Origin of the sequence: Citrobacter sp. Cs237 (genome assembly GCF_030332325.1) — a bacterium.
In the GTDB taxonomy this organism is placed as follows: domain Bacteria; phylum Pseudomonadota; class Gammaproteobacteria; order Enterobacterales; family Enterobacteriaceae; genus Citrobacter_A; species Citrobacter_A sedlakii.
Genome location: NZ_JAOWIB010000108.1, coordinates 507,448 through 531,785, shown reverse-complemented (window position 1 = coordinate 531,785; position 24,338 = coordinate 507,448). Strand labels below are relative to the sequence as shown.

Annotated in this window: 25 protein-coding genes and 1 other RNA gene; 19 read left to right on the top strand and 7 right to left on the bottom strand. The window is 55.6% G+C overall.

Annotation, left to right across the window (positions count from 1 at the left end; all coding sequences use genetic code 11):
- Positions 1–57: 57 nt before the first annotated feature.
- The 5 genes from lon (at position 58) to fadM (ending at position 5,995) form a co-directional block, all read left to right on the top strand.
- Complete coding sequence (gene lon, locus OGY07_RS19730) at positions 58–2,412, top strand: endopeptidase La (RefSeq protein WP_042285905.1); 2,355 nt, start codon at positions 58–60, stop codon at positions 2,410–2,412.
- Positions 2,413–2,605: 193 nt separating this feature from the next.
- A complete protein-coding gene (gene hupB / locus OGY07_RS19725; protein ID WP_233459101.1) occupies positions 2,606–2,893 on the top strand; it encodes a nucleoid-associated protein HU-beta in 288 nt (95 codons plus the stop codon).
- A 201-nt stretch (positions 2,894–3,094) separates the two neighbouring features.
- The gene (gene ppiD, locus OGY07_RS19720; RefSeq protein ID WP_286602652.1) at positions 3,095–4,969 is read left to right on the top strand and encodes a peptidylprolyl isomerase; all 1,875 of its coding nucleotides are present in this window, start codon (positions 3,095–3,097) and stop codon (positions 4,967–4,969) included.
- Between the two features lie 149 nt (positions 4,970–5,118).
- Positions 5,119–5,493 (top strand): helix-hairpin-helix domain-containing protein, encoded by a 375-nt coding sequence (locus tag OGY07_RS19715; protein WP_042285900.1) that lies wholly within the window; start codon positions 5,119–5,121, stop codon positions 5,491–5,493.
- 103 nt (positions 5,494–5,596) lie between these two features.
- Positions 5,597–5,995 (top strand): long-chain acyl-CoA thioesterase FadM, encoded by a 399-nt coding sequence (gene fadM / locus OGY07_RS19710; protein WP_286602650.1) that lies wholly within the window; start codon positions 5,597–5,599, stop codon positions 5,993–5,995.
- A 106-nt stretch (positions 5,996–6,101) separates the two neighbouring features.
- On the opposite strand, the gene queC is transcribed toward fadM, so the two are convergent.
- Together queC and OGY07_RS19700 are read right to left on the bottom strand one after the other, a co-directional pair.
- A complete protein-coding gene (queC, locus tag OGY07_RS19705) occupies positions 6,102–6,797 on the bottom strand; it encodes a 7-cyano-7-deazaguanine synthase QueC (RefSeq protein ID WP_042285896.1) in 696 nt (231 codons plus the stop codon).
- A gap of 64 nt (positions 6,798–6,861) precedes the next feature.
- Positions 6,862–8,562: an SgrR family transcriptional regulator gene (locus tag OGY07_RS19700; protein ID WP_286602648.1), complete on the bottom strand. Its 1,701-nt coding sequence runs from the start codon at positions 8,560–8,562 to the stop codon at positions 6,862–6,864.
- Positions 8,563–8,662: 100 nt separating this feature from the next.
- Between OGY07_RS19700 and cof the strand changes: the two genes are divergently transcribed.
- Positions 8,663–9,481 carry an HMP-PP phosphatase gene (gene cof, locus OGY07_RS19695; RefSeq protein ID WP_181821864.1) on the top strand — a complete coding sequence of 273 codons (819 nt, stop codon included), beginning with the start codon at positions 8,663–8,665 and terminating at the stop codon, positions 9,479–9,481.
- Positions 9,482–9,524: 43 nt separating this feature from the next.
- Here cof and OGY07_RS19690 read toward each other — a convergent pair whose 3' ends face one another.
- The gene (locus OGY07_RS19690; protein WP_084588982.1) at positions 9,525–10,580 is read right to left on the bottom strand and encodes a PLP-dependent cysteine synthase family protein; all 1,056 of its coding nucleotides are present in this window, start codon (positions 10,578–10,580) and stop codon (positions 9,525–9,527) included.
- A 112-nt stretch (positions 10,581–10,692) separates the two neighbouring features.
- On the opposite strand from OGY07_RS19690, the gene decR reads away from it, so the two are divergent.
- From decR to amtB, 5 genes are all read left to right on the top strand, one after another.
- The gene (decR, locus tag OGY07_RS19685) at positions 10,693–11,151 is read left to right on the top strand and encodes a DNA-binding transcriptional regulator DecR (RefSeq protein ID WP_042285884.1); all 459 of its coding nucleotides are present in this window, start codon (positions 10,693–10,695) and stop codon (positions 11,149–11,151) included.
- 44 nt (positions 11,152–11,195) lie between these two features.
- Positions 11,196–12,968: a SmdA family multidrug ABC transporter permease/ATP-binding protein gene (locus tag OGY07_RS19680; protein WP_286602642.1), complete on the top strand. Its 1,773-nt coding sequence runs from the start codon at positions 11,196–11,198 to the stop codon at positions 12,966–12,968.
- Positions 12,961–14,739, top strand: a complete 1,779-nt coding sequence (locus tag OGY07_RS19675) for a SmdB family multidrug efflux ABC transporter permease/ATP-binding protein (RefSeq protein ID WP_286602640.1) — start codon at positions 12,961–12,963, stop codon at positions 14,737–14,739. The genes OGY07_RS19680 and OGY07_RS19675 overlap by 8 nt, the downstream gene beginning before the upstream one ends.
- Positions 14,740–14,960: 221 nt before the next feature.
- Complete coding sequence (gene glnK, locus OGY07_RS19670) at positions 14,961–15,299, top strand: P-II family nitrogen regulator (protein ID WP_002891893.1); 339 nt, start codon at positions 14,961–14,963, stop codon at positions 15,297–15,299.
- 31 nt (positions 15,300–15,330) lie between these two features.
- Positions 15,331–16,617: an ammonium transporter AmtB gene (amtB, locus tag OGY07_RS19665; protein WP_042285877.1), complete on the top strand. Its 1,287-nt coding sequence runs from the start codon at positions 15,331–15,333 to the stop codon at positions 16,615–16,617.
- 70 nt (positions 16,618–16,687) lie between these two features.
- Here the strand turns inward: amtB and tesB are convergent, their stop codons facing one another.
- The gene (gene tesB / locus OGY07_RS19660) at positions 16,688–17,548 is read right to left on the bottom strand and encodes an acyl-CoA thioesterase II (RefSeq protein WP_286602639.1); all 861 of its coding nucleotides are present in this window, start codon (positions 17,546–17,548) and stop codon (positions 16,688–16,690) included.
- A gap of 213 nt (positions 17,549–17,761) precedes the next feature.
- On the opposite strand from tesB, the gene OGY07_RS19655 reads away from it, so the two are divergent.
- Positions 17,762–18,331: a YbaY family lipoprotein gene (locus OGY07_RS19655; protein WP_042285875.1), complete on the top strand. Its 570-nt coding sequence runs from the start codon at positions 17,762–17,764 to the stop codon at positions 18,329–18,331.
- Between the two features lie 32 nt (positions 18,332–18,363).
- Here the strand turns inward: OGY07_RS19655 and OGY07_RS19650 are convergent, their stop codons facing one another.
- The gene (locus OGY07_RS19650) at positions 18,364–18,675 is read right to left on the bottom strand and encodes an MGMT family protein (protein WP_199956501.1); all 312 of its coding nucleotides are present in this window, start codon (positions 18,673–18,675) and stop codon (positions 18,364–18,366) included.
- Positions 18,676–18,837: 162 nt separating this feature from the next.
- On the opposite strand from OGY07_RS19650, the gene ffs reads away from it, so the two are divergent.
- From ffs to OGY07_RS19635, 3 genes are all read left to right on the top strand, one after another.
- An RNA gene (ffs, locus tag OGY07_RS19645) (signal recognition particle sRNA small type) lies at positions 18,838–18,934 on the top strand.
- Positions 18,935–19,132: 198 nt separating this feature from the next.
- Positions 19,133–19,384 (top strand): hypothetical protein, encoded by a 252-nt coding sequence (locus OGY07_RS19640; protein ID WP_042285870.1) that lies wholly within the window; start codon positions 19,133–19,135, stop codon positions 19,382–19,384.
- The gene (locus OGY07_RS19635; RefSeq protein WP_042285866.1) at positions 19,381–19,599 is read left to right on the top strand and encodes a hypothetical protein; all 219 of its coding nucleotides are present in this window, start codon (positions 19,381–19,383) and stop codon (positions 19,597–19,599) included. Before OGY07_RS19640 ends, OGY07_RS19635 begins: the two co-directional genes overlap by 4 nt.
- Here the strand turns inward: OGY07_RS19635 and yczR are convergent.
- Positions 19,596–21,023 carry a MocR-like transcription factor YczR gene (gene yczR / locus OGY07_RS19630; RefSeq protein WP_286602634.1) on the bottom strand — a complete coding sequence of 476 codons (1,428 nt, stop codon included), beginning with the start codon at positions 21,021–21,023 and terminating at the stop codon, positions 19,596–19,598. The genes OGY07_RS19635 and yczR overlap by 4 nt on opposite strands.
- A gap of 83 nt (positions 21,024–21,106) precedes the next feature.
- On the opposite strand from yczR, the gene yczE reads away from it, so the two are divergent.
- Together yczE and OGY07_RS19620 are read left to right on the top strand one after the other, a co-directional pair.
- Complete coding sequence (gene yczE / locus OGY07_RS19625) at positions 21,107–21,703, top strand: membrane protein YczE (RefSeq protein ID WP_199956500.1); 597 nt, start codon at positions 21,107–21,109, stop codon at positions 21,701–21,703.
- 80 nt (positions 21,704–21,783) lie between these two features.
- The gene (locus tag OGY07_RS19620) at positions 21,784–22,137 is read left to right on the top strand and encodes a DUF1428 domain-containing protein (RefSeq protein ID WP_060569050.1); all 354 of its coding nucleotides are present in this window, start codon (positions 21,784–21,786) and stop codon (positions 22,135–22,137) included.
- A 39-nt stretch (positions 22,138–22,176) separates the two neighbouring features.
- Here the strand turns inward: OGY07_RS19620 and pdeB are convergent, their stop codons facing one another.
- A complete protein-coding gene (gene pdeB, locus OGY07_RS19615) occupies positions 22,177–23,727 on the bottom strand; it encodes a cyclic di-3',5'-guanosine monophosphate phosphodiesterase PdeB (protein WP_042285856.1) in 1,551 nt (516 codons plus the stop codon).
- Positions 23,728–23,905: 178 nt separating this feature from the next.
- On the opposite strand from pdeB, the gene OGY07_RS19610 reads away from it, so the two are divergent.
- The gene (locus tag OGY07_RS19610) at positions 23,906–24,166 is read left to right on the top strand and encodes a type B 50S ribosomal protein L31 (protein ID WP_042285853.1); all 261 of its coding nucleotides are present in this window, start codon (positions 23,906–23,908) and stop codon (positions 24,164–24,166) included.
- Between the two features lie 2 nt (positions 24,167–24,168).
- On the top strand, positions 24,169–24,309 hold the full coding sequence (gene ykgO, locus OGY07_RS19605; RefSeq protein ID WP_016537667.1) for a type B 50S ribosomal protein L36: 141 nt from the start codon (positions 24,169–24,171) through the stop codon (positions 24,307–24,309).
- The last annotated feature ends 29 nt before the right edge of the window (positions 24,310–24,338 follow it).

Genomic DNA, 24,338 nt, shown 5'->3' with positions numbered 1-24,338 from the left:
ATGAAGCACAGCGTGTCACCTGATTACCTGGCGGACACTAAACTAAGAGAGAGCTCTATGAATCCTGAGCGTTCTGAACGCATTGAAATCCCCGTATTGCCGTTGCGCGATGTGGTGGTTTATCCGCACATGGTCATACCCTTGTTTGTAGGGCGGGAAAAATCTATCCGTTGTCTGGAAGCGGCTATGGACCATGATAAAAAAATCATGCTGGTCGCCCAGAAAGAAGCATCAACGGATGAGCCGGGTGTAAACGATCTTTTCACCGTCGGGACCGTGGCCTCTATTCTGCAAATGCTGAAACTGCCTGACGGCACGGTAAAAGTGCTGGTCGAGGGGTTACAGCGTGCACGTATTTCTGCGCTGTCTGATAACGGCGAACACTTCTCTGCGAAAGCGGAATACCTTGATTCACCCGCCATCGACGAGCGTGAACAGGAAGTGCTGGTGCGCACGGCAATCAGCCAGTTCGAAGGCTATATCAAGCTGAACAAGAAAATCCCACCGGAAGTGCTGACGTCGCTCAATAGCATCGACGACCCGGCGCGTCTGGCGGATACCATCGCGGCGCATATGCCGTTGAAGCTGGCGGACAAACAGTCCGTGCTGGAAATGTCCGACGTGAACGAGCGTCTGGAATATCTGATGGCGATGATGGAGTCCGAAATCGATCTGCTGCAGGTTGAGAAGCGTATCCGCAACCGCGTTAAGAAGCAGATGGAGAAATCTCAGCGTGAGTACTATCTGAATGAGCAAATGAAAGCCATTCAGAAAGAACTCGGTGAAATGGATGATGCTCCGGACGAAAACGAAGCGCTGAAGCGCAAGATCGACGCGGCGAAAATGCCGAAAGAGGCGAAAGAGAAAGCGGAAGCGGAGCTGCAGAAGCTGAAAATGATGTCTCCGATGTCGGCAGAAGCGACCGTTGTGCGCGGCTATATCGACTGGATGGTGCAGGTTCCGTGGAATGCGCGGAGCAAAGTCAAAAAAGACCTGCGTCAGGCGCAGGAAATTCTTGATACCGATCATTACGGCCTTGAGCGCGTGAAAGACCGTATCCTTGAGTATCTCGCGGTGCAGAGCCGTGTGAACAAAATTAAAGGACCGATCCTGTGTCTGGTTGGGCCGCCGGGGGTAGGTAAAACCTCTCTGGGCCAGTCCATCGCGAAAGCGACCGGGCGTAAATACATCCGTATGGCGCTCGGCGGCGTGCGCGATGAAGCGGAAATTCGCGGTCACCGCCGGACTTACATTGGTTCTATGCCGGGTAAACTGATCCAGAAAATGGCCAAAGTGGGCGTTAAAAACCCGCTGTTCCTGCTTGACGAGATCGACAAGATGTCTTCGGACATGCGTGGCGATCCGGCGTCCGCCCTGCTTGAAGTGCTGGATCCCGAGCAGAACGTGGCGTTCAGCGATCACTACCTGGAAGTGGACTACGACCTCAGCGACGTCATGTTTGTCGCGACGTCTAACTCGATGAACATTCCGGCGCCGCTGCTGGATCGTATGGAAGTGATCCGTCTGTCTGGCTACACCGAAGACGAGAAACTGAATATCGCGAAGCAGCATTTGCTGCCGAAGCAGATCGAGCGTAACGCGCTGAAAAAAGGTGAACTGACGGTCGACGATAGCGCCATTATCGGCATTATTCGTTACTACACCCGTGAAGCGGGCGTACGTAGCCTGGAGCGTGAAATCTCTAAACTGTGCCGGAAAGCCGTGAAGCAACTGCTGCTGGATAAGTCCCTGAAGCATATCGTGATCAACGGCGATAACCTGCACGATTACCTGGGCGTTCAGCGCTTTGACTATGGCCGTGCGGACAACGAAAACCGTGTGGGCCAGGTCACGGGTCTGGCGTGGACGGAAGTGGGCGGCGATCTGCTGACCATTGAAACCGCCTGCGTGCCAGGTAAAGGTAAGCTCACCTATACCGGTTCGCTGGGCGAGGTGATGCAGGAGTCCATTCAGGCAGCGTTGACGGTGGTACGCGCGCGCGCGGAAAAACTGGGTATTAATCCGGACTTTTACGAAAAACGCGATATCCACGTTCACGTACCGGAAGGCGCGACGCCGAAAGACGGCCCGAGCGCCGGTATCGCAATGTGTACTGCGCTGGTCTCCTGTCTGACCGGTAACCCGGTACGCGCCGATGTCGCGATGACCGGTGAGATCACCCTGCGCGGTCAGGTGTTGCCTATCGGCGGGTTGAAAGAAAAACTGCTGGCGGCACACCGTGGCGGCATTAAAACGGTCTTAATTCCTGACGAGAACAAACGTGACCTGGAAGAGATTCCGGATAACGTGATTGCGGATCTGGACATTCATCCGGTGAAACGTATCGAAGAAGTTTTGACCCTCGCGCTGCAAAATGAGCCGTCTGGCATGCAGGTTGTAACCGCAAAATAGTGACCTCGCGCAAAGAGCACTAATAAAAACAGGGCTGGCAGGCCATTTCGGGCTTGCCAGCCTTTTTTTGTATAGCTAATTTAGATGACGGATTAGGCTTGCCATCATTAACGGGTGTTGTAAGGGCATGGCAGGCCTGATATAACTGCTGCGCGGTCGCACTTTGAAGGACTCAGGTGCGATATAAATTATAATGAGGAAGAGAAGAGTGAATAAATCTCAACTGATCGACAAAATTGCTGCAGGGGCTGATATCTCTAAGGCTGCGGCTGGACGTGCGTTAGATGCAATTATTGCATCTGTTACCGAATCTCTGAAAGAAGGGGATGACGTTGCGCTGGTAGGTTTTGGTACTTTTGCCGTTAAAGAGCGTGCTGCCCGTACTGGTCGCAACCCGCAAACCGGTAAAGAGATCACCATTGCTGCGGCGAAAGTTCCTGGCTTCCGTGCAGGTAAAGCACTGAAAGACGCTGTAAACTAAGCGTATTCCCTTCAGGGGAACAGGATCCAGTACAAGGGCGCATCATCTGATGTGCCTTTTTTATTATTGAACCGATTTTCTATACGTTGTGGGCTGACAATCGCCCCTGTTTCTTGTCACAATAGGCCTTTATGCGCAGCGTTCAGGAAACACTATGCTGCGTGCAGTGTATAGTCACCTACAGCGGAGTGTGGTTACACCATGATGGACAGCTTACGCACGGCTGCTAACAGTCTCGTGCTCAAGATTATTTTCGGAATCATTATCGTGTCGTTCATTCTGACCGGCGTGAGTGGTTACCTGATTGGCGGAGGCAACAACTACGCCGCTAAAGTGAATGGCCAGGAAATCAGCCGTGGGCAGTTTGAGAATGCGTTCAACAGCGAACGTAATCGCATGCAGCAGCAGCTTGGCGATCGGTATTCAGAACTGGCCGCCAATGAAGGCTATATGAAAACCCTGCGCCAGCAGACGCTGAATCGCCTGATCGACGAAGCGCTGCTCGACCAGTACGCGCGCGAACTCAAACTTGGCATCAGCGACGAACAGGTTAAACAAGCGATTTTCACTACGCCCGCTTTCCAGGTTGACGGTAAATTTGATAACAATCGCTACAACGCGATTATTAATCAGATGGGCATGACCGCGGACCAGTATGCCCAGGCGCTGCGTAATCAACTGACTACCCAGCAGCTGATCAGCGGCGTTGCGGGTACCGACTTTATGCTCAAAGGCGAAACAGACGAACTGGCGGCGCTGGTGGCTCAGCAGCGCGTGGTGCGTGAAGCCACTATCGACGTCAATACGCTGGCGGCGAAGCAGCAGGTGACCGAACAGGATGTCAGCAGCTATTACGAGCAGCACAAAAACAGCTTCATGACCCCGGAACAGTTCCGCGTCAGCTATATCAAGCTCGACGCTGCGGCGATGCAAAAACCGGTGAGCGATGCAGACATCCAGTCTTATTACGATCAGCATCAGGATGAATTCACTCAGCCGCAGCGCACCCGTTACAGCATCATCCAGACCAAAACGGAAGATGAAGCCAAAGCGGTGCTGGACGCGCTGAATAAAGGCGGTGATTTTGCAGCGCTGGCGAAAGAAAAATCGGCTGATATCATCTCTGCCCGTAACGGCGGCGACATGGGTTGGCTGGAAGAATCAACCACCCCTGACGAACTGAAAAATGCCGGTCTGAAAGAAAAAGGCCAGCTTTCCGGCGTAATCAAATCTTCCGTCGGTTTCCTGGTGGCGCGTCTTGACGACGTCCAGCCAGCGAAGGTCAAACCGTTGAGCGAAGCACGTGACGACATTGCCGCGAAAGTGAAACAGGAAAAAGCGATCGACGCCTTTTTCGCCTTGCAGCAGAAAGTTAGCGACGCGGCGAACAATGACACCGAATCGCTGGTGGGCGCTGAGCAAGTCGCCGGTGTGAAAGCGGTGGAAACGGGCTGGTTTAGCCGCGACAGTCTGCCTGAAGAACTCAATTTTAAACCGGTGTCAGACGCGATCTTTGACGGCTCGCTGGTAGGTGAAAACGGTACGCCGGGCAGAAACTCCGATATCATCACCGTTGATGGCGATCGTGCGTTTGTACTGCGCATTAGCGAGCATAAAGCGGAAGCGGTGAAGCCTCTGGCTGAGGTAAAAGATCAGGTCACTGAAATAGTGAAACATGAAAAAGCCACGCAGCAGGCCAAACTGAGCGCGGAAAAACTGCTGGTTGATCTGAAAGCAGGAAAAGGCGCAGAAGCGATGAAAGCGGCGGGCCTGCGCTTTGGCGAATCGAAAACCCTGAGCCGTACTGGACAGGATCCGATTAGCCAGGCGGCGTTTAGCCTGAGTCTGCCAGCCAAAGATAAACCAAGCTATGGCATTGCTGACGACATGCAGGGTAACGTCGTGATCCTGGCGCTGGATGAAGTGAAAGCAGGCTCCATGCCGGAAGAACAGAAAAAGGCGATGGTTCAGGGTATCACCCAGAACAATGCGCAGATTGTGTTTGAAGCGCTGATGAGCAATCTGCGTAAAGAAGCGAAGATCAAAATCGGTGATGCGATGGAGCAACAGCCTTAATCATCGAGACGTCTCGCAAAAAATAGCTCAACAGTTGTAACACCAAAAGGCCGCTTTCGCGGCCTTTTCCATTTCTGAACTTTGCCATTTGTTCGCTTTCTGCCGTCCCGCTATTGTGCTTTCACTGTTAACAAACAAGGAGAAACAGTATGAAACACGGATTCAAAGCGCTACTCATTACCCTTTCTTTAGCCTGCGCGGGCATGACGCACAGCGCGCTGGCCGCCGCGCCAGCAACAAAGGGCGCGGTGGCGGAAAACAAAGCGGAAGCCCATACCGCTGCGCAAAACAAAGCGGCGGCGCCAGTGAAAGCCAGCGACGAAGACGGTACCCGGGTCAGCATTAACACCGCAACGGCAGAGGAGCTGGCGCGCGCGATGAACGGCGTCGGGCTGAAGAAAGCACAGGCGATCGTCAGCTATCGCGAAGAGTACGGTCCTTTTAAAACGGTAGACGATCTCAAGCAGGTGCCGGGCATGGGTAGCGCGTTAGTTGAACGTAATCTGTCAGCATTGACGCTTTAAGCACTTGCGTAGTGGCTAAAATTTGCCAGGATTACGGAGGTCATACCAGTATGACCTCTTTACTTCTGTCATACCAATAACGATAAATTAAGGTTTCAGCGCTATGCAAACACAAATCAAAGTCCGTGGATATCATCTCGATGTTTACCAACATGTGAATAACGCCCGCTATCTGGAATTCCTTGAAGAAGCCCGCTGGGACGGGCTGGAAAACAGCGACAGCTTTCAGTGGATGACGGCGCACAACATCGCCTTCGTAGTGGTAAATATCAATATCAACTATCGCCGTCCGGCGGTGCTGAGCGATCTGTTGACCGTCACCAGTCAGGTCCAACAGTTAAACGGTAAAAGCGGTATTCTGAGCCAGGTCATCACGCTTGAACCAGAAGGGCAGGTGGTGACCGATGCGCTGATCACCTTCGTTTGCATCGATCTGAAAACACAGAAAGCGTTACCGCTGGAAGGGGAATTGCGGGATAAGCTGGAGCAAATGGTCCAGTAGAAAACCGCGAAGCGTGCCTGATGGCGCTTCGCGTATCCGGCCTGCGCATCAGACGGCGTAGGCCGGACACGACACGTCGTTTCGCCATCCGGCCATGCTACAGGGGTTATTGTAAACCGGTTTTGTGTTTCATCGCCGCCATTACCGCAGGCTTATTAGCCAGATAATGGTGCAGACCGTTGGCGCGAAGATGACAGGCCGCGCACTGGCCGCAACCGTCGCCTTTAATGCCGTTATAACAGGTCAGTGTTTCATGACGCACAAGATCCAGCTTGCCCCAGTAGTCTGCCAGCGCCCAGGTTTCAGCTTTATCAATCCACATTAACGGCGTTTCAAATCGAATGTCCTTCGCCATGCCAAGATTAACCGCGTGATTGAGTGCTTTCACAAATTCGTCGCGGCAGTCCGGGTAGCCGGAAAAATCGGTTTCACACACGCCGGTGATCACCGCTTCTGCCTTCACCTGATAGGCGTAAATGGCCGTTAGCGTCAAAAACAGAATATTGCGTCCGGGAACAAAAGTATTGGGGATGCCGTTTGCTTCCGGTTCGTAATCCGGTACCGGGATATTGTCGCGCGTCAGGCTGCTGACGGCGAGTTCGCTGAGCAACGTCACATCCAGCACTTTGTGCGCACGGGCGCCCAGTTTCAGGGCCAGTTCACGGGCCACATCGATCTCAGCGCGATGGCGCTGACCATAGTCAAAGGTCACGCAATGCACTTCATCATACTGATGCAGCGCCTGCGCCAGACAGGTGGTGGAGTCTTGTCCTCCACTGAACACAACGACGGCACGTTTCATGGTATTTCCCGTAAATCTACAAAACCATTATGTTAACGCCTGAAATGCGCGCCGACCAGTGACTTCACGGCCCCGGCGGCGGCAGCCAGGCTTCCGTAAAGGCAAACCAGCCGCGCGGATTCAGGCGCACGCCGTTCACGCCTGGGGGAGCGCTGATGCGGTAATGATAGTTAAACAGCGGCGTCAGCGTCGCCTCATTCATCAGAGTGGTGAAAACCTGCCGGAGCCCGGCGTGCCGATGCGCTTCTTCGGGACGAATTTGCAGCGCATCCAGCGTCGCCTGTAAGTGCGAAAACCCAGGCGCGTCGAGCACATGTGGCCAGAGCGCGTCGCAGCGCAACCATTGTTCGAGGGTATATTCTGGCGCTTCGCCAATCAGCCTGTCCCCCATCATCAGGTCCGCTTCGGCAAGCAGATGACAGCCCTCCCAGGTTTTCGCATTGTGGAAAATTAACGTCAGCTCGCAGCCCAGATCCGCCAGAGTCAGGCGCAAGCGTTCGGCCATGGTGTGCAGTTCCACTGGCAGATGGTAGACCAGAGTCAAGGTTTTTGGCAGCGCCACCTCCTCAAGCCCTTGCCAGCGTGGAATAGACCAGCCTGGCAGCAGCGCGCGGCTGGGCGTGATTAAATTCTCGCCGACATCGAGCGTCTCAAGCAGCGAAGAACGATGGATGAGTTCGACCAGCCAACGCGCCTGGTGCAGGGATAATCTTGCGCTCTTTTTCAACGTTAAGTAGCAAAAGCCCAGGCTGATTCCGGTACTGACCGGGCTTACCGTGGCGAGTTCTTCTGGTTTTCCAATGGTGATCTGCACCGGGTGACGGCAACTGGTGCCCAGATCCTGCGCGAACAATTGTGGTGTGATCCAGTATTCAATGGCTTTAAGCAGGGGATGCGTAAGATGGTAATGGTCGTGGCTTTCCAGACGCACCAGTTCCGGAGTAAAAAGCGTCAGGCGAAACGGCCCCGTACCGACGAGTGGCTGTTCCGGATGCGCCAGATGGCTACAGTAGCTTGCCAGACGGTGCGCCAGCCAGAAGTCCGGGCGGTGAAGGGTGAACGTCAGGCATTGCGGATGGGTCACATCTATCGACTTGACGCTGATAAACAGCCTGTGCAGCGCCGGAAGCGCCAGCAGCATCAACAGCCGCTGGTGTAACTGCGTGGTTGCCACCGGGTCGCCGTTATGCCAGTACAGCGTGGATCGGATATAAAAATCCCAGCGTAAGCCGTCGCGGGAAATCTCCCAGTGGTGCGCTAGATCGCCGCAGGGTTGCTGCGTCTCGCTGTCGAAGCGGGTCAGACCCGAGAAAATCTGGCTTGCCAGATGCTGTTCGGCGCGGCCAGGCAGGAAACCAGGGTGCAACGGATCCAGCGGGCGATAATAGGGAATTCGCAACGTTGGCGTCGCATTCTGCCACTGACCCCCCATAAAAGGCTGGAGCATGGCGCGCAAATCGCCGGGCGCCAGTTGCGCCAGCTCCAGTACGCTAAGCTGTTGCCCTTTTTCCAGCGCCTGCTCCATCATCGTGGTGCGCAGCGATTCCGGCGTCACCAAAAAACGCAGCAATCCGCGCTTCCCCCGCCCGGACTGCGACGTCCAGACAAGCCACCCCGCCGCCTGCGCCTGACGTAGCAGGGTGCGGATGTGACGCTCGCTGCAAAAGCAGCGCTCCGCCAGTTCGCCCACGGTCACGCTTTGCGGTTCGCCGCCAGAAGGTTGCCACAGCCGCTGGTATTGATTAAGACGATTAAGAAGTCGCATAAAAACCCGGAACAATTCAGATTATCTATTCACTATTACTTCCGTATATATCAGGTGATACTCATCCACAAGTTAACCCCGTCACAGAGTGGAGAAAGAGATGGCTCGTCTGGCTGCATTTGATATGGATGGCACCTTGCTGATGCCAAACCACCTGCTGGGTGAGGAAACGATTTCCACGTTGTCCCGCCTGCGTGAACGTGACATCACGCTGGCTTTTGCGACCGGGCGTCACGTGCTGGAAATGCGCCATATTCTTGGCGCCGTTTCGCTGGAGGCGTTTTTAATTACCGGCAACGGTACGCGCATTCATTCGCTGGAAGGAGAGGTGCTGCATCGACAGGATCTGGATCCGGCGGTCGCGCAAATTGTCCTGCAGCAGAAGTGGGACACCCGGGCAAGTATGCATGTTTTTAACGACAATGGCTGGTTTACCGGCCAGGACATTCCGGCGATCCTGCAGGCCCACGTCTACAGCGGCTTTCGCTATCAGATCGTCGATATCAAACGTCTCCCGGCGGATCAAGTCACCAAGGTTTGCTTCTGCGGCGATCATGACGATCTGTCGCGACTGAAAACGCAGTTGCATGAAACGTTAGGCCCACGGGCGCATCTGTGCTTCTCTGCCGTTGATTGCCTGGAAGTATTGCCGGTGAACTGTAATAAAGGTTCCGCATTGTCAGTGTTGAGTCAGCACCTTGGACTGACGATGGCGGAATGCATGGCGTTCGGCGACGCGATGAACGACCGTGAAATGCTCGGTAGCGTTGGTCATGGCCTGATTATGGGCAATGCGATGCCGCAGTTGATTGCCGAGCTGCCGCATCTGCCGGTTATTGGCCACTGCCGTAATCAGGCGGTATCACACTTTTTGACACATTGGCTGGACAATCCGCATCTACCTTATTCCCCCGAATGAGAGATCCTTTCCGGCAACGGGCAGCATCACGTTGCCCGTTTTTTTATTTAAGGCGTAGCAACTGAGCAAGCGCATCCTGCCACGGCGTCAAATCGCCCATGTTCGCCTTCACCCACTCGGGGTGGTAGTAGGTGTCCAGATACCGCTCCCCGCTGTCGCATAACAGCGTCACCAGTGAACCGGTTTCACCCGCGTCGCGCATTCTGGCGGCAAGGTGCAGCATTCCCCACATATTGGTTCCCGTGGAAGCCCCAACCTTACGACCGAGCTGGGTTTCCAGCCAGTGCGCGGTTGCCACGCTGGCGGCATCGGGCACGCGCAGCATTTCGTCCACCACGTCCGGAATAAAAGAAGGCTCCACGCGCGGACGGCCTATGCCTTCGATTTTACTGCCCGTCGGGCTGCGAAGCGTGGCGTCACGGTTTTGCCAGTAGGGGAGGAATACCGAGTTTTCCGGGTCAACCACCATCAGACGGGTCGCATAGCCCTGACAGCGAATATAGCGTCCAATAGTGGCGGAGGTGCCGCCTGTGCCCGCACTCATAACGATGTGCGCGGGAACCGGGTTCGGCTCGCACTGCATCTGGCGGAAAATACTGTCGGCGATGTTATTGTTGCCGCGCCAGTCGGTGGCGCGTTCAGCGTAGGTGAACTGATCCATGTAATGACCGTTCAGCTCGCGCGCCAGTTGCTCCGAGGCGGCGTAAATTTCACACGCGCTTTCGACGAAATGACAGCGACCGCCGTAAAATTCAATCTGCTCAATCTTACGCTTTGCCGTACAGGATGGCATGACGGCGATAAACGGCAACCCCAGCAGGCGAGCGAAATAGGCTTCAGAAACCGCGGTCGATCCCGAAGAGGATTCTATAATAGTAGTGCCTTCTTTGATCCAGCCGTTGCACAGCCCGTAGAGAAACAGCGAGCGCGCCAGCCGGTGTTTCAGGCTGCCGGTCGGGTGCGTGCTTTCATCTTTAAGATACAGCTGAATACCCGGAAAGGCAGGCAGCGGCAAGCGAATAAGGTGAGTATCGGCGGAGCGATGGTAATCCGCGTTGATTTCATTGATGGCGTTTTTAACCCATGCACTGTTCATCATTAATATCCATTTGTCATTTTGTGCCAAGCGTAGCGAAAAGCACGGAAAAAATTGTTGCTATTTGACCTTTAAAATAGAATGAATGGAGAAAATTGTTCTCTGAGACGTCGATATGTTAGATAAAATTGACCGCAAGCTACTGGCGCTGTTGCAGCAAGACTGCACCCTCTCTTTGCAGGCGCTGGCGGATGCCGTTAATCTGACCACCACACCCTGCTGGAAGCGCCTCAAACGGTTGGAAGACGACGGTATTTTGCTGGGCAAAGTCGCGTTGCTGGACCCGGAAAAACTGGGGCTGGGATTAACCGCCTTCGTGCTGATCAAAACCCAGCACCACAGCAGTGAATGGTACTGCCGTTTCGTGACGGTGGTCAGCGAGATGCCCGAAGTGCTTGGCTTCTGGCGCATGGCCGGGGAGTACGACTACCTGATGCGGGTACAGGTGGCCGACATGAAACGCTACGATGATTTCTATAAGCGCCTGGTGAACAGCGTGCCGGGCCTCTCCGATGTGACATCCAGTTTCGCGATGGAACAGATTAAATACACTACCGCTTTACCCATTGAATAACCCTCCCGGACGATGAGCCGGAAAATCAGGTCAGGACATAACGCGTGCGATTATTTGCTCAATTAAGCTGGTATTTTCGCCGGGAGTGGCGTCGCTACCTCGGCGCTGTTGCCTTGCTTATTATCATCGCCATTCTTCAGCTCATTCCGCCAAAGGTGGTGGGCATTGTCGTGGATGGCGTCACCGCGCAGCACTTTACGACGCAGCGGGTGCTGATGTGGATTGGCACCATCGCCCTGATTGCCGTAGTGGTGTATCTGCTGCGCTACGTCTGGCGCGTGCTGCTGTTTGGCGCGTCTTACCAGCTTGCGGTGGAACTGCGGGAAGATTACTACCGTCAGCTGAGCCGTCAGCATCCTGAATTTTATTTGCGCCACCGTACCGGCGATCTGATGGCGCGCGCCACCAACGATGTGGATCGCGTGGTGTTCGCCGCAGGCGAAGGCGTCCTGACGCTGGTGGATTCGCTGGTGATGGGCTGTGCGGTGCTGATCGTGATGTCCACGCAGATCAGCTGGCAACTGACCCTGTTAGCGCTGTTGCCCATGCCGGTTATGGCGTTGATGATTAAGCGCTACGGCGATAAGTTGCACGATCGCTTTCGCCTGGCGCAGGCTGCTTTCTCCAGCCTGAATGACCGTACCCAGGAGAGCCTCACCAGCATCCGCATGATCAAAGCCTTTGGTCTGGAGGATCGCCAGTCGGCGCTGTTTGCGGCCGATGCGGACGACACCGGTAAGAAAAACATGCGCGTGGCGCGCATTGACGCGCGCTTTGATCCCACGATTTACATCGCCATCGGGATGGCGAACCTGCTGGCGATTGGCGGCGGCAGCTGGATGGTCGTCCAGGGCGCTCTGACGTTGGGACAATTAACCAGCTTTATGATGTATCTCGGGCTGATGATATGGCCAATGCTGGCTTTGGCGTGGATGTTCAACATCGTCGAGCGCGGCAGCGCGGCATACAGCCGCATTCGCGCGATGCTGGCCGAAGCGCCGGTAGTTAACGACGGTACGGAACCGGTGCCGGAAGGGCGGGGAGAACTGGCGGTCGCGATACGTGAGTTCAGCTATCCCCACACCTCGCATCCGGCGCTGGAAAACGTTACTTTTCGCCTTCAACCGGGGCAGATGCTTGGCATTTGCGGGCCCACCGGCGCGGGTAAAAGTACGGTGCTGTCGTTGATTCAGCGTCATTTCGACATTACCCAAGGGGACGTGCGTTTTCACAACATTCCGTTGCCGCGTTTGCAACTGGACAGCTGGCGCAGCCGCCTGGCGGTGGTTAGCCAGACGCCTTTTCTGTTTTCCGATACCGTGGCCAATAACATTGCGCTGGGCTGCCCGAACGCCACGCAGCAGGACATTGAGCATGTGGCGCGGCTAGCCAGCGTTCATGAGGATATTCTGCGTCTGCCGCAGGGCTATGACACCGAAGTGGGCGAGCGCGGCGTCATGCTCTCTGGCGGGCAAAAACAGCGCATCTCCATTGCGCGAGCGCTGCTGCTGGATGCCGAAATTCTGATCCTTGATGACGCGCTGTCGGCAGTGGATGGCCGCACCGAGCATCAGATCCTGCATAACCTGCGCCAGTGGGGAGAAGGGCGCACGGTGATTATCAGCGCGCACCGACTGTCGGCGCTGACCGAAGCGAGCGAAATCATTGTTATGCAGCATGGTCATATCATGCAGCGTGGCGATCATGAGACGCTGGTTCAGCAGGCGGGCTGGTATCGCGACATGTACCGTTACCAGCAACTGGAAGCCGCGCTGGACGATGCGCCGCAAAACGATGAGGAGACGGCGAATGCGTAGTTTCGGGCAGTTATGGCCGACCCTCAAGCGCCTGCTGGCCTATGGATCTCCGTGGCGTAAACCGCTGGGTATCGCGGTCGTGATGCTGTGGATTGCGGCGGCGGCGGAAGTCAGCGGCCCGTTGTTGATCAGTTATTTTATCGACAATATGGTGGCGAAAAACACGCTGCCGCTCGGCATTGTCGCCGGGCTGATAGCCGCTTATCTCGGCTTGCAAATCCTGGCCGCCAGTTTGCATTACGCGCAGTCGCTGCTGTTTAACCGCGCCGCAGTCGGGGTGGTTCAGCAACTGCGTACCGACGTGATGGACGCCGCGCTGCGACAGCCGCTAAGCGAGTTTGACACCCAACCCGTCGGCCAACTGATTTCACGCGTCACCAATGATACCGAAGTCATTCGCGATCTGTACGTCACGGTGGTGGCGACCGTGCTGCGCAGCGCGGCGCTGATTGGCGCGATGCTGGTGGCGATGTTCAGTCTTGACTGGCGTATGGCGCTGGTGGCGATCCTGATTTTCCCGGCCGTGTTGGTGGTGATGGTGATCTACCAGCGCTACAGCACGCCGATAGTGCGCCGGGTACGCGCTTATCTCGCCGATATTAACGACGGTTTTAACGAAGTCATCAACGGCATGAGCGTCATTCAGCAGTTCCGCCAACAGGCGCGTTTTGGTGAAAGAATGGGGGAGGCCAGCCGATCGCATTATATGGCGCGGATGCAGACTCTGCGTCTGGACGGCTTTTTATTGCGTCCTCTGTTGAGCCTGTTTTCAGCGTTGATTCTCTGTGGGCTGCTGATGCTGTTCAGCTTTACCTCTGTCGGCACTATTGAAGTCGGCGTACTGTACGCCTTCATCAGTTATCTGGGGCGCCTGAATGAGCCGCTAATTGAACTCACTACGCAGCAGTCGATGCTGCAACAGGCGGTAGTGGCGGGTGAACGCGTGTTTGAACTGATGGACGGCCCGCGTCAGCGTTACGGTCAGGACGCTCGTCCGCTGGCATCCGGGCAGATCGAAATCGACGATGTTTCGTTTGCTTATCGCGATGATAATCTGGTGCTGCAAAACATCAGCCTCTCAGTGCCGTCGCGCAGTTTTGTGGCGCTGGTGGGGCACACCGGCAGCGGCAAGAGCACGCTTGCCAGCCTGCTGATGGGCTATTATCCCCTTCGCCACGGCGAAATTCGTCTTGATGGTCGTCCGCTGAGTACGCTCAGTCACGGTGCGTTACGCCAGGGCGTGGCGATGGTGCAGCAGGATCCGGTGGTGATGGCGGATACGTTCCTTGCCAACGTTACCCTGGGACGGGATATTTCCGAGGAGCAGGTCTGGCAGGCGCTCGAAACCGTGCAGCTCGCGGAGCTGGCGCGCGGCATGAGCGAAGGTATCCATACCCGTCTTGGCGAGCAGGGAAATAACCTCTCCGTCGGGCAAAAACAGCTGCTTGCGTTGGCGCGGGTTCTGGTCGCGACGCCGCAAATCTTAATTCTTGATGAAGCGACCGCCAGCATTGACTCGGGCACTGAGCAGGCAATTCAGCGGGCGCTGGCGGCGGTGCGCGAACATACCACGCTGGTGGTGATCGCTCATCGACTATCAACTATCGTGGAAGCGGATACCATTCTGGTGCTGCATCGCGGACAAGCGATGGAGCGCGGGACCCATCATCAACTGCTCGCCGCGCAGGGACGCTACTGGCAGATGTATCAGCTCCAGCTCGCCGGAGAGGAACTGGCGGCCAGCGTGCGGGAAGAGTCGCAACCCGCCTGATGCACCGACGCCGTTAGCCTCGACGGCGGTGGTGCAAAAATGTAACGCATCATGCACTGCCATGGTGCGTTTTTCTTTTCTCGCTTCGCCTCGCCCTTTCTCACGTCAATTCTTTCGCCAGCCGCAGGCCGCTCTTCGGGGAATTTTCATTTCTGGCATAACCCTTGCAATCACGTATACGTGTAGCAGCGCCATTACCGAATTCTGACTGGAGGGGATCTATGAAGCTGGTTACCGTGGTAATCAAACCGTTCAAACTGGAAGACGTTCGCGAAGCGCTCTCTTCTATAGGTATTCAGGGACTGACCGTCACCGAAGTGAAAGGCTTTGGGCGGCAGAAAGGTCATGCTGAGCTTTATCGCGGGGCGGAATACAGCGTCAATTTCCTGCCCAAAGTGAAAATTGATGTGGCGATTGCCGACGACCAGCTTGATGAAGTGATTGATGTCATCAGTAAAGCGGCATACACCGGAAAAATTGGCGACGGCAAAATTTTCGTCGCTGAGCTGCAGCGTGTGATTCGTATTCGTACCGGCGAAGCCGACGAAGCGGCGCTGTAACGCCTGGCACACAGTAACGGGAAACGACAAAATGAAGATAGCAACGATGAAAACGGGCCTTGCTTCACTGGCGATGCTGCCTGGGCTGGCAGCGGCTGCTCCGGCAGTTGCCGAAAAAGCGGACAACGGTTTTATGATGATTTGCACCGCGCTGGTGCTGTTTATGACCATTCCCGGCATTGCCCTGTTCTATGGCGGTCTGATCCGCGGTAAGAACGTGTTGTCGATGCTGACGCAGGTAACGGTCACCTTCGCGCTGGTGTGTATTATGTGGGTGGTGTTTGGCTATTCACTGGCGTTTGGCGAAGGGAACAACTTCTTCGGTAATGTTAACTGGGTGATGCTCAAGAACATTGAGCTGACCGCCGTGATGGGCAGTATCTACCAGTATATTCACGTTGCTTTTCAGGGCTCGTTTGCCTGTATCACCGTCGGGTTGATCGTCGGGGCGTTGGCGGAACGTATCCGTTTCTCTGCCGTGCTGATCTTTGTGGTGGTCTGGTTGACGCTCTCCTATATTCCGATCGCCCATATGGTGTGGGGCGGCGGCCTGTTGGCGTCACATGGCGCGCTGGACTTCGCCGGCGGTACCGTGGTGCATATTAACGCGGCGATTGCCGGGCTGGTGGGCGCATACCTGATTGGCAAACGCGTCGGTTTTGGCAAAGAGGCGTTTAAACCGCACAACCTGCCGATGGTGTTTACCGGCACGGCGATCCTTTATATCGGCTGGTTTGGTTTTAACGCCGGCTCTGCCGGGGCGGCGAATGAAATTGCGGCATTGGCCTTCGTCAATACCGTTGTCGCGACGGCGGCGGCAATCCTCGGCTGGATTTTCGGGGAGTGGGCGCTGCGCGGTAAACCGTCTCTGCTGGGCGCCTGTTCCGGTGCGATTGCCGGTCTGGTTGGCGTAACGCCTGCCTGCGGCTATATCGGCGTAGGCGGCGCGTTAATCATCGGCGTGGTTGCCGGGCTAGCCGGGCTGTGGGGCGTAACCATGTTGAAGCGTCTGCTGCGAGTTGACGACCCGTGCGATGTGTTTGGCGTTCACGGCGTCTGCGGGATCGTCGGCTGTATTCTGACGGGTGTATTCGCCTCCAGCGCGCTGGGCGGCGTGGGGTTCGCCGAGGGCGTAACGATGGGGCATCAGGTGCTGGTACAACTGGAAAGTATTGCCATCACCCTCGTCTGGTCCGGCGTGGTGGCGTTCATCGGTTATAAGCTGGCGGATATGACCGTAGGGCTGCGCGTGCCGGAAGAGCAAGAGCGCGAAGGGCTGGATGTCAACAGCCACGGCGAGAACGCGTATAACGCGTAACGTCAGGGCCCGGCAGCGTATTGCTGACCGGGCCTGCGTGCGTTATCAACCGCATACGGCGTCTGCCGGTTTAGTTGTGATTGCGCATCACCCCTTCCTGCACAGTTGAGGCGACCAATATGCCGTCCTGGGTATAAAACTCGCCGCGCACAAAGCCCCGGGCGCTGGACGCCGAGGTGCTTTCCACGCTGTACAACAGCCACTGATTCAAATCAAAGGGACGGTGGAACCACATGGAGTGATCGATGGTGGCGATCTGAATCCCTTTTTCCAGAAAACCAATACCGTGCGGCTGTAGCGCAACCGGCAGAAAATTAAGATCCGACGCGTAGCCCAGCAGATACTGATGCACGCGGATATCATCCGGCAGCGTGCCGTTAGCGCGGATCCACACCTGACGGGTGGGTTCGGCCACATGGCCTTTCAACGGATTGTGGAACTCAACTGGTCGCACCTCCAGTGGGCGGTCGCAGAGAAATTTATCCTTCAGCACCGGTGGCAGCAGATGCGCCAGCGACTGGGCGATTTCGGTTTCTGATTTCAGACCGTCTGGCGCGGGGGCGTGCGGCATGTTTTTTTGATGTTCAAAACCGTTTTCTGGCGCCTGAAACGACGCGGTCATGTAAAAAATAGGCTTGCCGTTCTGGACAGCGGCAACGCGGCGGGCGCTGAAACTGTTGCCGTCGCGCAGCACTTCCACATCATAAATAATCGGTTTTTGGCTGTCGCCGGGGCGTAAAAAATAGCTGTGGAAAGAGTGAACCAGGCGTTCTTCCGGTACGGTCTCTTTAGCGGCATACAGCGCCTGACCGACAACCTGCCCGCCAAAAACCTGGCGCAGCCCTAAGTCTTCACTCTGGCCCCGAAAGAGTCCTTCCTCAATTTTTTCCAGATTCAATAATGTCAGCAAATTACTCAGTGCCTGACTCATACATGCTCTCCAGGTAACAACGGCGCCGAAGCGAGATAGGCAGAGTATAACGCAATTTATTAAGTGGTCCGATGGGTGCAATAGTCTGAATAAAAGGCTTAATCCAGGCAAAAATCAGTGATATGTGCCACACTTATTGACGTTATGTATTTGTTAACCACTCTTCCGGCGGGGGGAAAGGCCTGCTGGTGCATTGATGATAAGGAGAATTGAATGAAACTCGTGCACATAGTAAGTGGTTTAGCGGTTGCGGTGTCCCTGGCTGCCTGCGCGGATAAAAGCGCGGACATTCAGACGCCTGCGCCAAACCCGAACACTTCCATTACTGCCACACAGTCCACTATTCAGCAACCTAATGTTTCAGGTACCGTATGGATCCGTCAGAAAGTGGCGTTGCCGCCTGATGCTGTTCTGACCGTTACCCTGTCAGACGCTTCGTTGGCCGATGCGCCGTCTAAGGTGCTGTCGCAAAAAGCGGTACGAACCGAAGGGAAGCAAGCGCCGTTCAGCTTCGTACTGCCGTTTAACCCGGCCGATATCAAGCCGAATGCCCGCATTCTGCTGAGCGCAGCCATCACTGTGAACGACAAACTGGTCTTTATTACCGATACCGTTCAGCCGGTTATCAACCAGGGCGGAACGAAAGCCGATCTGACGCTGGTCCCTGTCCAGCAGACGGCAGTGCCTGTTCAGGCCAGCGGCGGCGCAACCACAACGGTGCCGTCGACGTCGCCGACACAGGTGACGCCTTCTTCTGCCGTACCAGCACCTACGCAGTATTAAGACGTAAAACGACCCTCTCCGCCCGGAGAGGGTCAGTAGTTCCAGCGATAACGCTGCAAATCGATTTGCCCGCTTCCGGACACCTGAACCCCTTCTGATAATAATGCCTGACGTTGACGCTGAAGATCCGGCCCGGATAACGAGATCGCGCCGTGTCGGTTAACCACCCGATGCCAGGGAAGGGTGCTGCCTTCGGGTAAGCGTTTGAGGACGCCGCCTACCTGGCGCGCAGCCCGCGGCGAACCGGCAAGTTTTGCCACGTCACCGTAGGTGGTGACGAATCCTTCCGGTATTGAGGCAATGATTTGCCAGACTCGTTGGGGAAAAGTGTCTTCTCTGTCCATTATTTCTTCCTGCGGTAATCCTTCAGGATAATCCCGAAACGGCGGCGGGTGAAGCGCCATTGCGCAAGAAACCAGCATCCGACGCCCGACGGCTTGCAATTGGCCGGGGCAGCAGTGATAATGCGCCTGCGCGTTGGTTAACAACGCTCTCAATGGGGGCTCTGTTGGTTCTCCCGCAACGCTACTCTGTTTACCAGGTCAGGTCCGGAAGGAAGCAGCCAAGGCAGATGACGCGTGTGCCGGGATGTAGCTGGCAGGGCCCCCACCCATTTCTGCCGTCCGAAGTAGCCCGCCGTCTCACTTCTTCATTTTGTCATGAATTCGTCATTTTTTTGTAATGAACAACTGGCAGAGTGTTGTCGGGAAGTTAAAACATAATCCCCTCTTTCTTTCCACGTCGTACCGGCGCGTTTGCGGCTACGCCGTGTTTTTCCTGCTTGCACACAAGGATTTTACGATGGCTACAGCGGTACTAAATGTCAAAATCGATGAGGCGGTGAAAGAGAAACTTCGCCAGCACGCCGAAACGAACAACGAAAATTTGAGTATCACGACAGAAAAACTGCTGCTTAGCGCCTTTGGGGCGGCGGCAGAAGGCGACGTCTGCGCAGATGAGATCGACAGCCAGCACACGATCGAGTCGCAAGTCGAACCGCTGACGTCGAAAGAAATCAAAGCATTGCGCAGATTACTGAAGAAGAAAAAATGAAACAGCAAACGCTTTCCACCGCCAGTAACTACAGTGAAGCCTGTGAATTATTGCGCTCAGGCTACGTGAAACATGTTCGCTTACACTGGAACGTCGGCAGCGACGAGTTTTTCCGTATTGCCTCAGACTGGTGCGACGCGGGCGCCAGAATCAAGAAAGAGGGTGAGGATTTTATCATCTCCCTGAAAGGCTTTCCGGTACCGCGTCAATACTAAATAATTTTGCGAACTTTACTGCCTGCTGACTGCATGCGCAGGCTCTCCCAGAGCGGCTGTAAGGTTCGAAAAACCTCGCGCAAGCCTTCTTCCGGCAGCGCGAACGGCATCCGTAAAAAGCGATCAAAGGCGCCTGCTAAACCGAAGCGGGTGCCTGTTCCCAATTGTATCCCGGCGCTCTCCGCGCGCGTGGCGAACTGCGTCGCCAGCGCGTCCGGCAGTTCCACCCAATACGAAAGTCCTCCCTGCGGCGTCTGAAAGCGCCATTCCGGAAAATGCGAGCGCATAAGCGTTTGACACAATGCGCGTCGTTCCGCCAGTTGCTGTCGGCGTTGGGGTAAAAAGGCGCTGGCATTATCGAGAAGCCACGTGGTGGCGAGCTGTTCCAGCACCGGCGAGCCGAGATCGAACGTGTCGCGCGTTTGCACCAGCGCAGCGATGGTTCTTGCGGGCGCGCGCACCCATCCCAGCCGCAAGCCGCCCCAAAAACTTTTTCCTGCCGAACCCAGCAGAATGACCGGCGCATGGCGATGATAAGCCGCCAGCGGAGGCGGCGGCGCGGCGTCGTACCACAGATTCACCATCGTTTCATCAATGACCAGCGTTGTGTGGGTTGTGGCCGCAATGTCGGCGACAATCTGGCGCGTCGGCTCATCCATGCACCGCCCGGTGGGGTTATGAAAATCCGGCATCAGATAAGCGAGCCTGGGAGACGTCTGTGCGATAGTGGCTGCCAGTCCAGCGGTATCCCAGCCCTGCTCCGGTAACGAAACGCCTACCGGTCGACAGGAGGCGCCCTGAATCGCGGCAATGGCCAGTGGGTAAGTGGGATGATCGACAAGTACGCGGTCGCCAGGCCCGGTCATTAAACGCAGGATCAGCGCCAGGCCGCTGACCGCACCGTTCACTACCATGATTTCATCAGCATGGGTCGGCAGTCCTCGTGACGCATAGTGCCGGGCGACAGACTCGCGCAGGGAGAGCAGCCCCTGCGGCTGATAGCCTGAGGTCAACAAGTGGGGCGGCATGGCGCGCAGCGCCTCCTGGTAAGCCTGATGGATTTCAGGTCCGGCATTCAGCGCCGCCGTGGAAAGATCAACCGCCAGGGGCGTCGCCGAGCGCGTGGGCACGTCGCGAATATGCGTTGGCAGAATCACCCGCGACCCGCTGCCGTGACGGATGTCCAGATATCCCTCTTCACGTAGTTGCGCCAGCGCGCTGGCAACGGTGGTGCGGCTTACATCCAGCACTGTCGCCAGTTCGCGTTCGCCAGGCAAGCGGCTGTCTAGCGCCAGACGCCCGTCAAGGATCAGCAGACGCAGCGCTTCCGCCAACTGTCGCCACAGCGGCGTACGTGAAGATGTCTCCTGCCAGTGACCCAGCAGGCGATGTAACGACTGGCTTCCATTGCGACGTGATGACATAGCAGTCCACTTTCTCAAAACTGGTCATTAATCATAGTGCCAATTATGGCGAAGATAAAAGCCATCTTGACGGGGAGGGGAAAATGGGACGTCGACTGCTGCAACTCTATTTTGGACTGGCTCTGTATGGAGTCTCAACCGCCATGTTTGTGCGCGCGGACTTAGGCGCCGATCCGTGGAACGTTTTTCATCTTGGGTTGGCAAATCTGCTGTCAATGAAGATAGGCATCGTGATGATTATCGTCGGCGCGCTGGTCCTGTTGCTGTGGATCCCGCTGCGCCAGCGTCCCGGTTTAGGCACATTCAGCAACGTTATTGTCATTGGACTTGCCGCCGATGCTGCGCTGGCGCTGATGCCGGAACTCTCCTCGCTGGTCGTGCGCAGCGTGATGCTGGCGGCGGCGGTGGTGGTCAACGCGCTGGCGACGAGCATGTATATCGGCGCTGGCTTTGGCGCCGGGCCGCGGGACGGGCTGATGACCGGCATTCATGCCCGCACCGGTTGGTCGGTGCGTCTGATCCGAACGGCGATCGAGGTGTCGGTGCTCTTCAGCGGCTGGCTGCTGGGCGGCACGCTTGGCGTAGGAACGGTGCTGTACGCTCTGGCGATCGGGCCGTTAATTCAGCTTTGTTTGCCGTGGTTTCGCTACACTTCCCGGTCCCGGATCCAGACAGCGTAGTTGACGAGAGACGACTACACTTAATCCGACTGACGCGGCTGGAAAGGCTGGCCGCGCAGTAAACTTCGGAGGTTTTTCTCATGAAGTATGTTGATGGTTTTGTTGTAGCCGTCCCCGCCGAAAACAAGGAGGCTTATAAGGCGCTGGCGGCGAAAGCAGCACCGCTGTTTAAGGAATTTGGCGCGCTTCGCATCGTTGAATGCTGGGCCGACGACGTGCCAGATGGCAGCGTCACCGATTTTCGCATGGCGGTTAAAGCCGGAGAAAACGAAGAAGTGGTGTTCAGCTGGATCGAATACCCGTCGAAAGAGGTACGGGATGCGGCGAATCAAAAGATGATGTCCGACCCGCGGATGAAAGAATTCGGCGATGAAATGCCGTTTGATGGTAAACGCATGATCTACGGTGGATTTGCCCCTATTCTCGACGAATGACGTGACTGGCTGTGCGGCGTGCCGCCAGCCATTTTCGCCTCAAAGGTGTTCTTCAGCCCAGAGGATAAACGCCGTTTTGGGCAGCGCTTTGCTGTACAGCCAGCCCTGACCATAATCCACGCCATGCTGGCGTAACCATGCTTCCTGCTTCGCCGTTTCAATTCCCTCGGCCACCATCTTCAGATTCAGCGTCCGGGCCATTTCGATAATGTGCGGCGTCACGTTTTTGTATTCCAGCGCGCTGACAAAGGATTTATCAATTTTCATGATATCCACTTCCAGATTCTGCAGGTAACTGAGGCTGGAGAAACCGGTACCGAAATCGTCAATATAGATGGCATGTCCCGCTTCACGATAGCGGGCAACGATGGGCGAGCTGGTTTTTGGATCGGCAAAAGCGCGTTCAGTCAGTTCCAGGGCTATCTGAGAAGGAGAAACCTGGTACTGCTGGAGCAGTTTGTTGAGCAGCGCCGGGAGCTTCTCTGAGGCAAGATCCGCGGATTCAATATTGATGGAAATATGCTGTTCCGGATGCTGCTGAAGCCATTGCCCCATATCTTCAAACACCGACTCGATGATCAGCCGGGTAAGCGATTCGGTAAGCCCGGTCTGAGCGGCAAGCGGAATAAAAATGTCCGGCGAAAGAAAGCTGCCGTCAGTTTGCCGCCAACGCGCCAGCGCCTCTGCGCCAACGATCTTCCCCGTGGTCAACGACATGATGGGTTGATAGTGAACGCTGATGTCCCGGTTATGGATAGCATCCTGTAGCCGATGACGAGGAGACTGAATACGCCGCAAAATGCGCAGGATAAACGCCGCTGCCAGAAGCCCAATCGCCGTACCGACGGGCACCCAGATAAACGCCTGTTGATACCAGATTTTATCCAGTGGACGCGTGGAAGCCCAACTGACAATGGCAATCCCCATTTCCGGGAAGGGGCGGATTTCATATACCACGCCGTGACGTTCCAGATGGCGCGGCGTTTGTTCGCGGGTGTATTGCAGAACGGCGGGAGGAATGGTCCCGCTACTGGCGATAACAATATTACGTTGTGTGCCGATTATCGCCACATCGATTTGCCATGCGCCAAAGGGCACAACGTCAATAAATGAGGCGGGATCGATCATTACGATATAGCGGCCATTCCCCAGCGCGGTCATATAGCGCGCAATCCCCAAATCGTTATGCGTGGTAAACCAGGCCTGGTAACCGTCATCAGTCAGCTTCATTGCGGGCGGAAAAGGAGCGGTATGGCTTTCCTGTTCCAGCGACGAGCATCGCGGGATGTTGTTTTCCAGGTACAGCACTTCCTGTACATAGCGGTAGCTAAAAGAGATACGTCGCATCGCCAGCAAATGGTCATGCGAGCAGGGGAGGCTGGTCACTGCCTCAATGTCCTGTAGGGCATTTTTCGCCTGCTGGACCACACGCTGGGTGCGCTCAAACACCTGGGTGGAATAGTTATCCAGCTCCTCAATAAACTTCCTCTCGACCTGGCGATGGGCAAGCCAGATGCTCACCCCTACTGGCAGCAAAATAGCGAGGATCAGCACGCCCGTTACCAGGCTAACCAGATGTCGTGTGGTCACGAAGATATCCTTAATAACGCATCGTAAAGAAATTATATCCGATCGCGGAAAAAAACCGGTATTGGTGAGTGTGTTAAGTGCAATGTACGTATTGAGCCTGGTTTTCATGGGGTTGATAAACGGCCAGGCTTGGCGTATTTTATTGTTATGTTATATTGTAACAATTGAGGGGGTAAAGATGAAACCGAATATCCATCCTGCTTACCGCACCGTGGTGTTTCACGACACCAGCGCTGATGAATATTTTAAAGTAGGGTCCACCATTAAAACGGATCGCGAAATTGAGCTGGACGGTGTGGTCTACCCGTACGTCACTATTGATGTTTCATCTAAGTCGCATCCGTATTACACCGGTAAGCAAAAAACGTTTGCTAACGAAGGCAGCGCGGCGCGCTTTGAGAAACGTTTTGGCCATTTTTTAAGCTCGAAGCGGGGGTGAAAATGCAGGTACTGAATTCCTTGCGCAGCGCAAAGCAGCGCCATCCGGACTGCCAGATTGTCAGAAGAAAAGGGCGGTTATATGTGATTTGTAAAACGAATCCGCGTTTTAAGGCAGTACAAGGGCGGAAAAAGCGTCGGTAAGATTACCCGGTGCCGAATGGCGGAGCGCG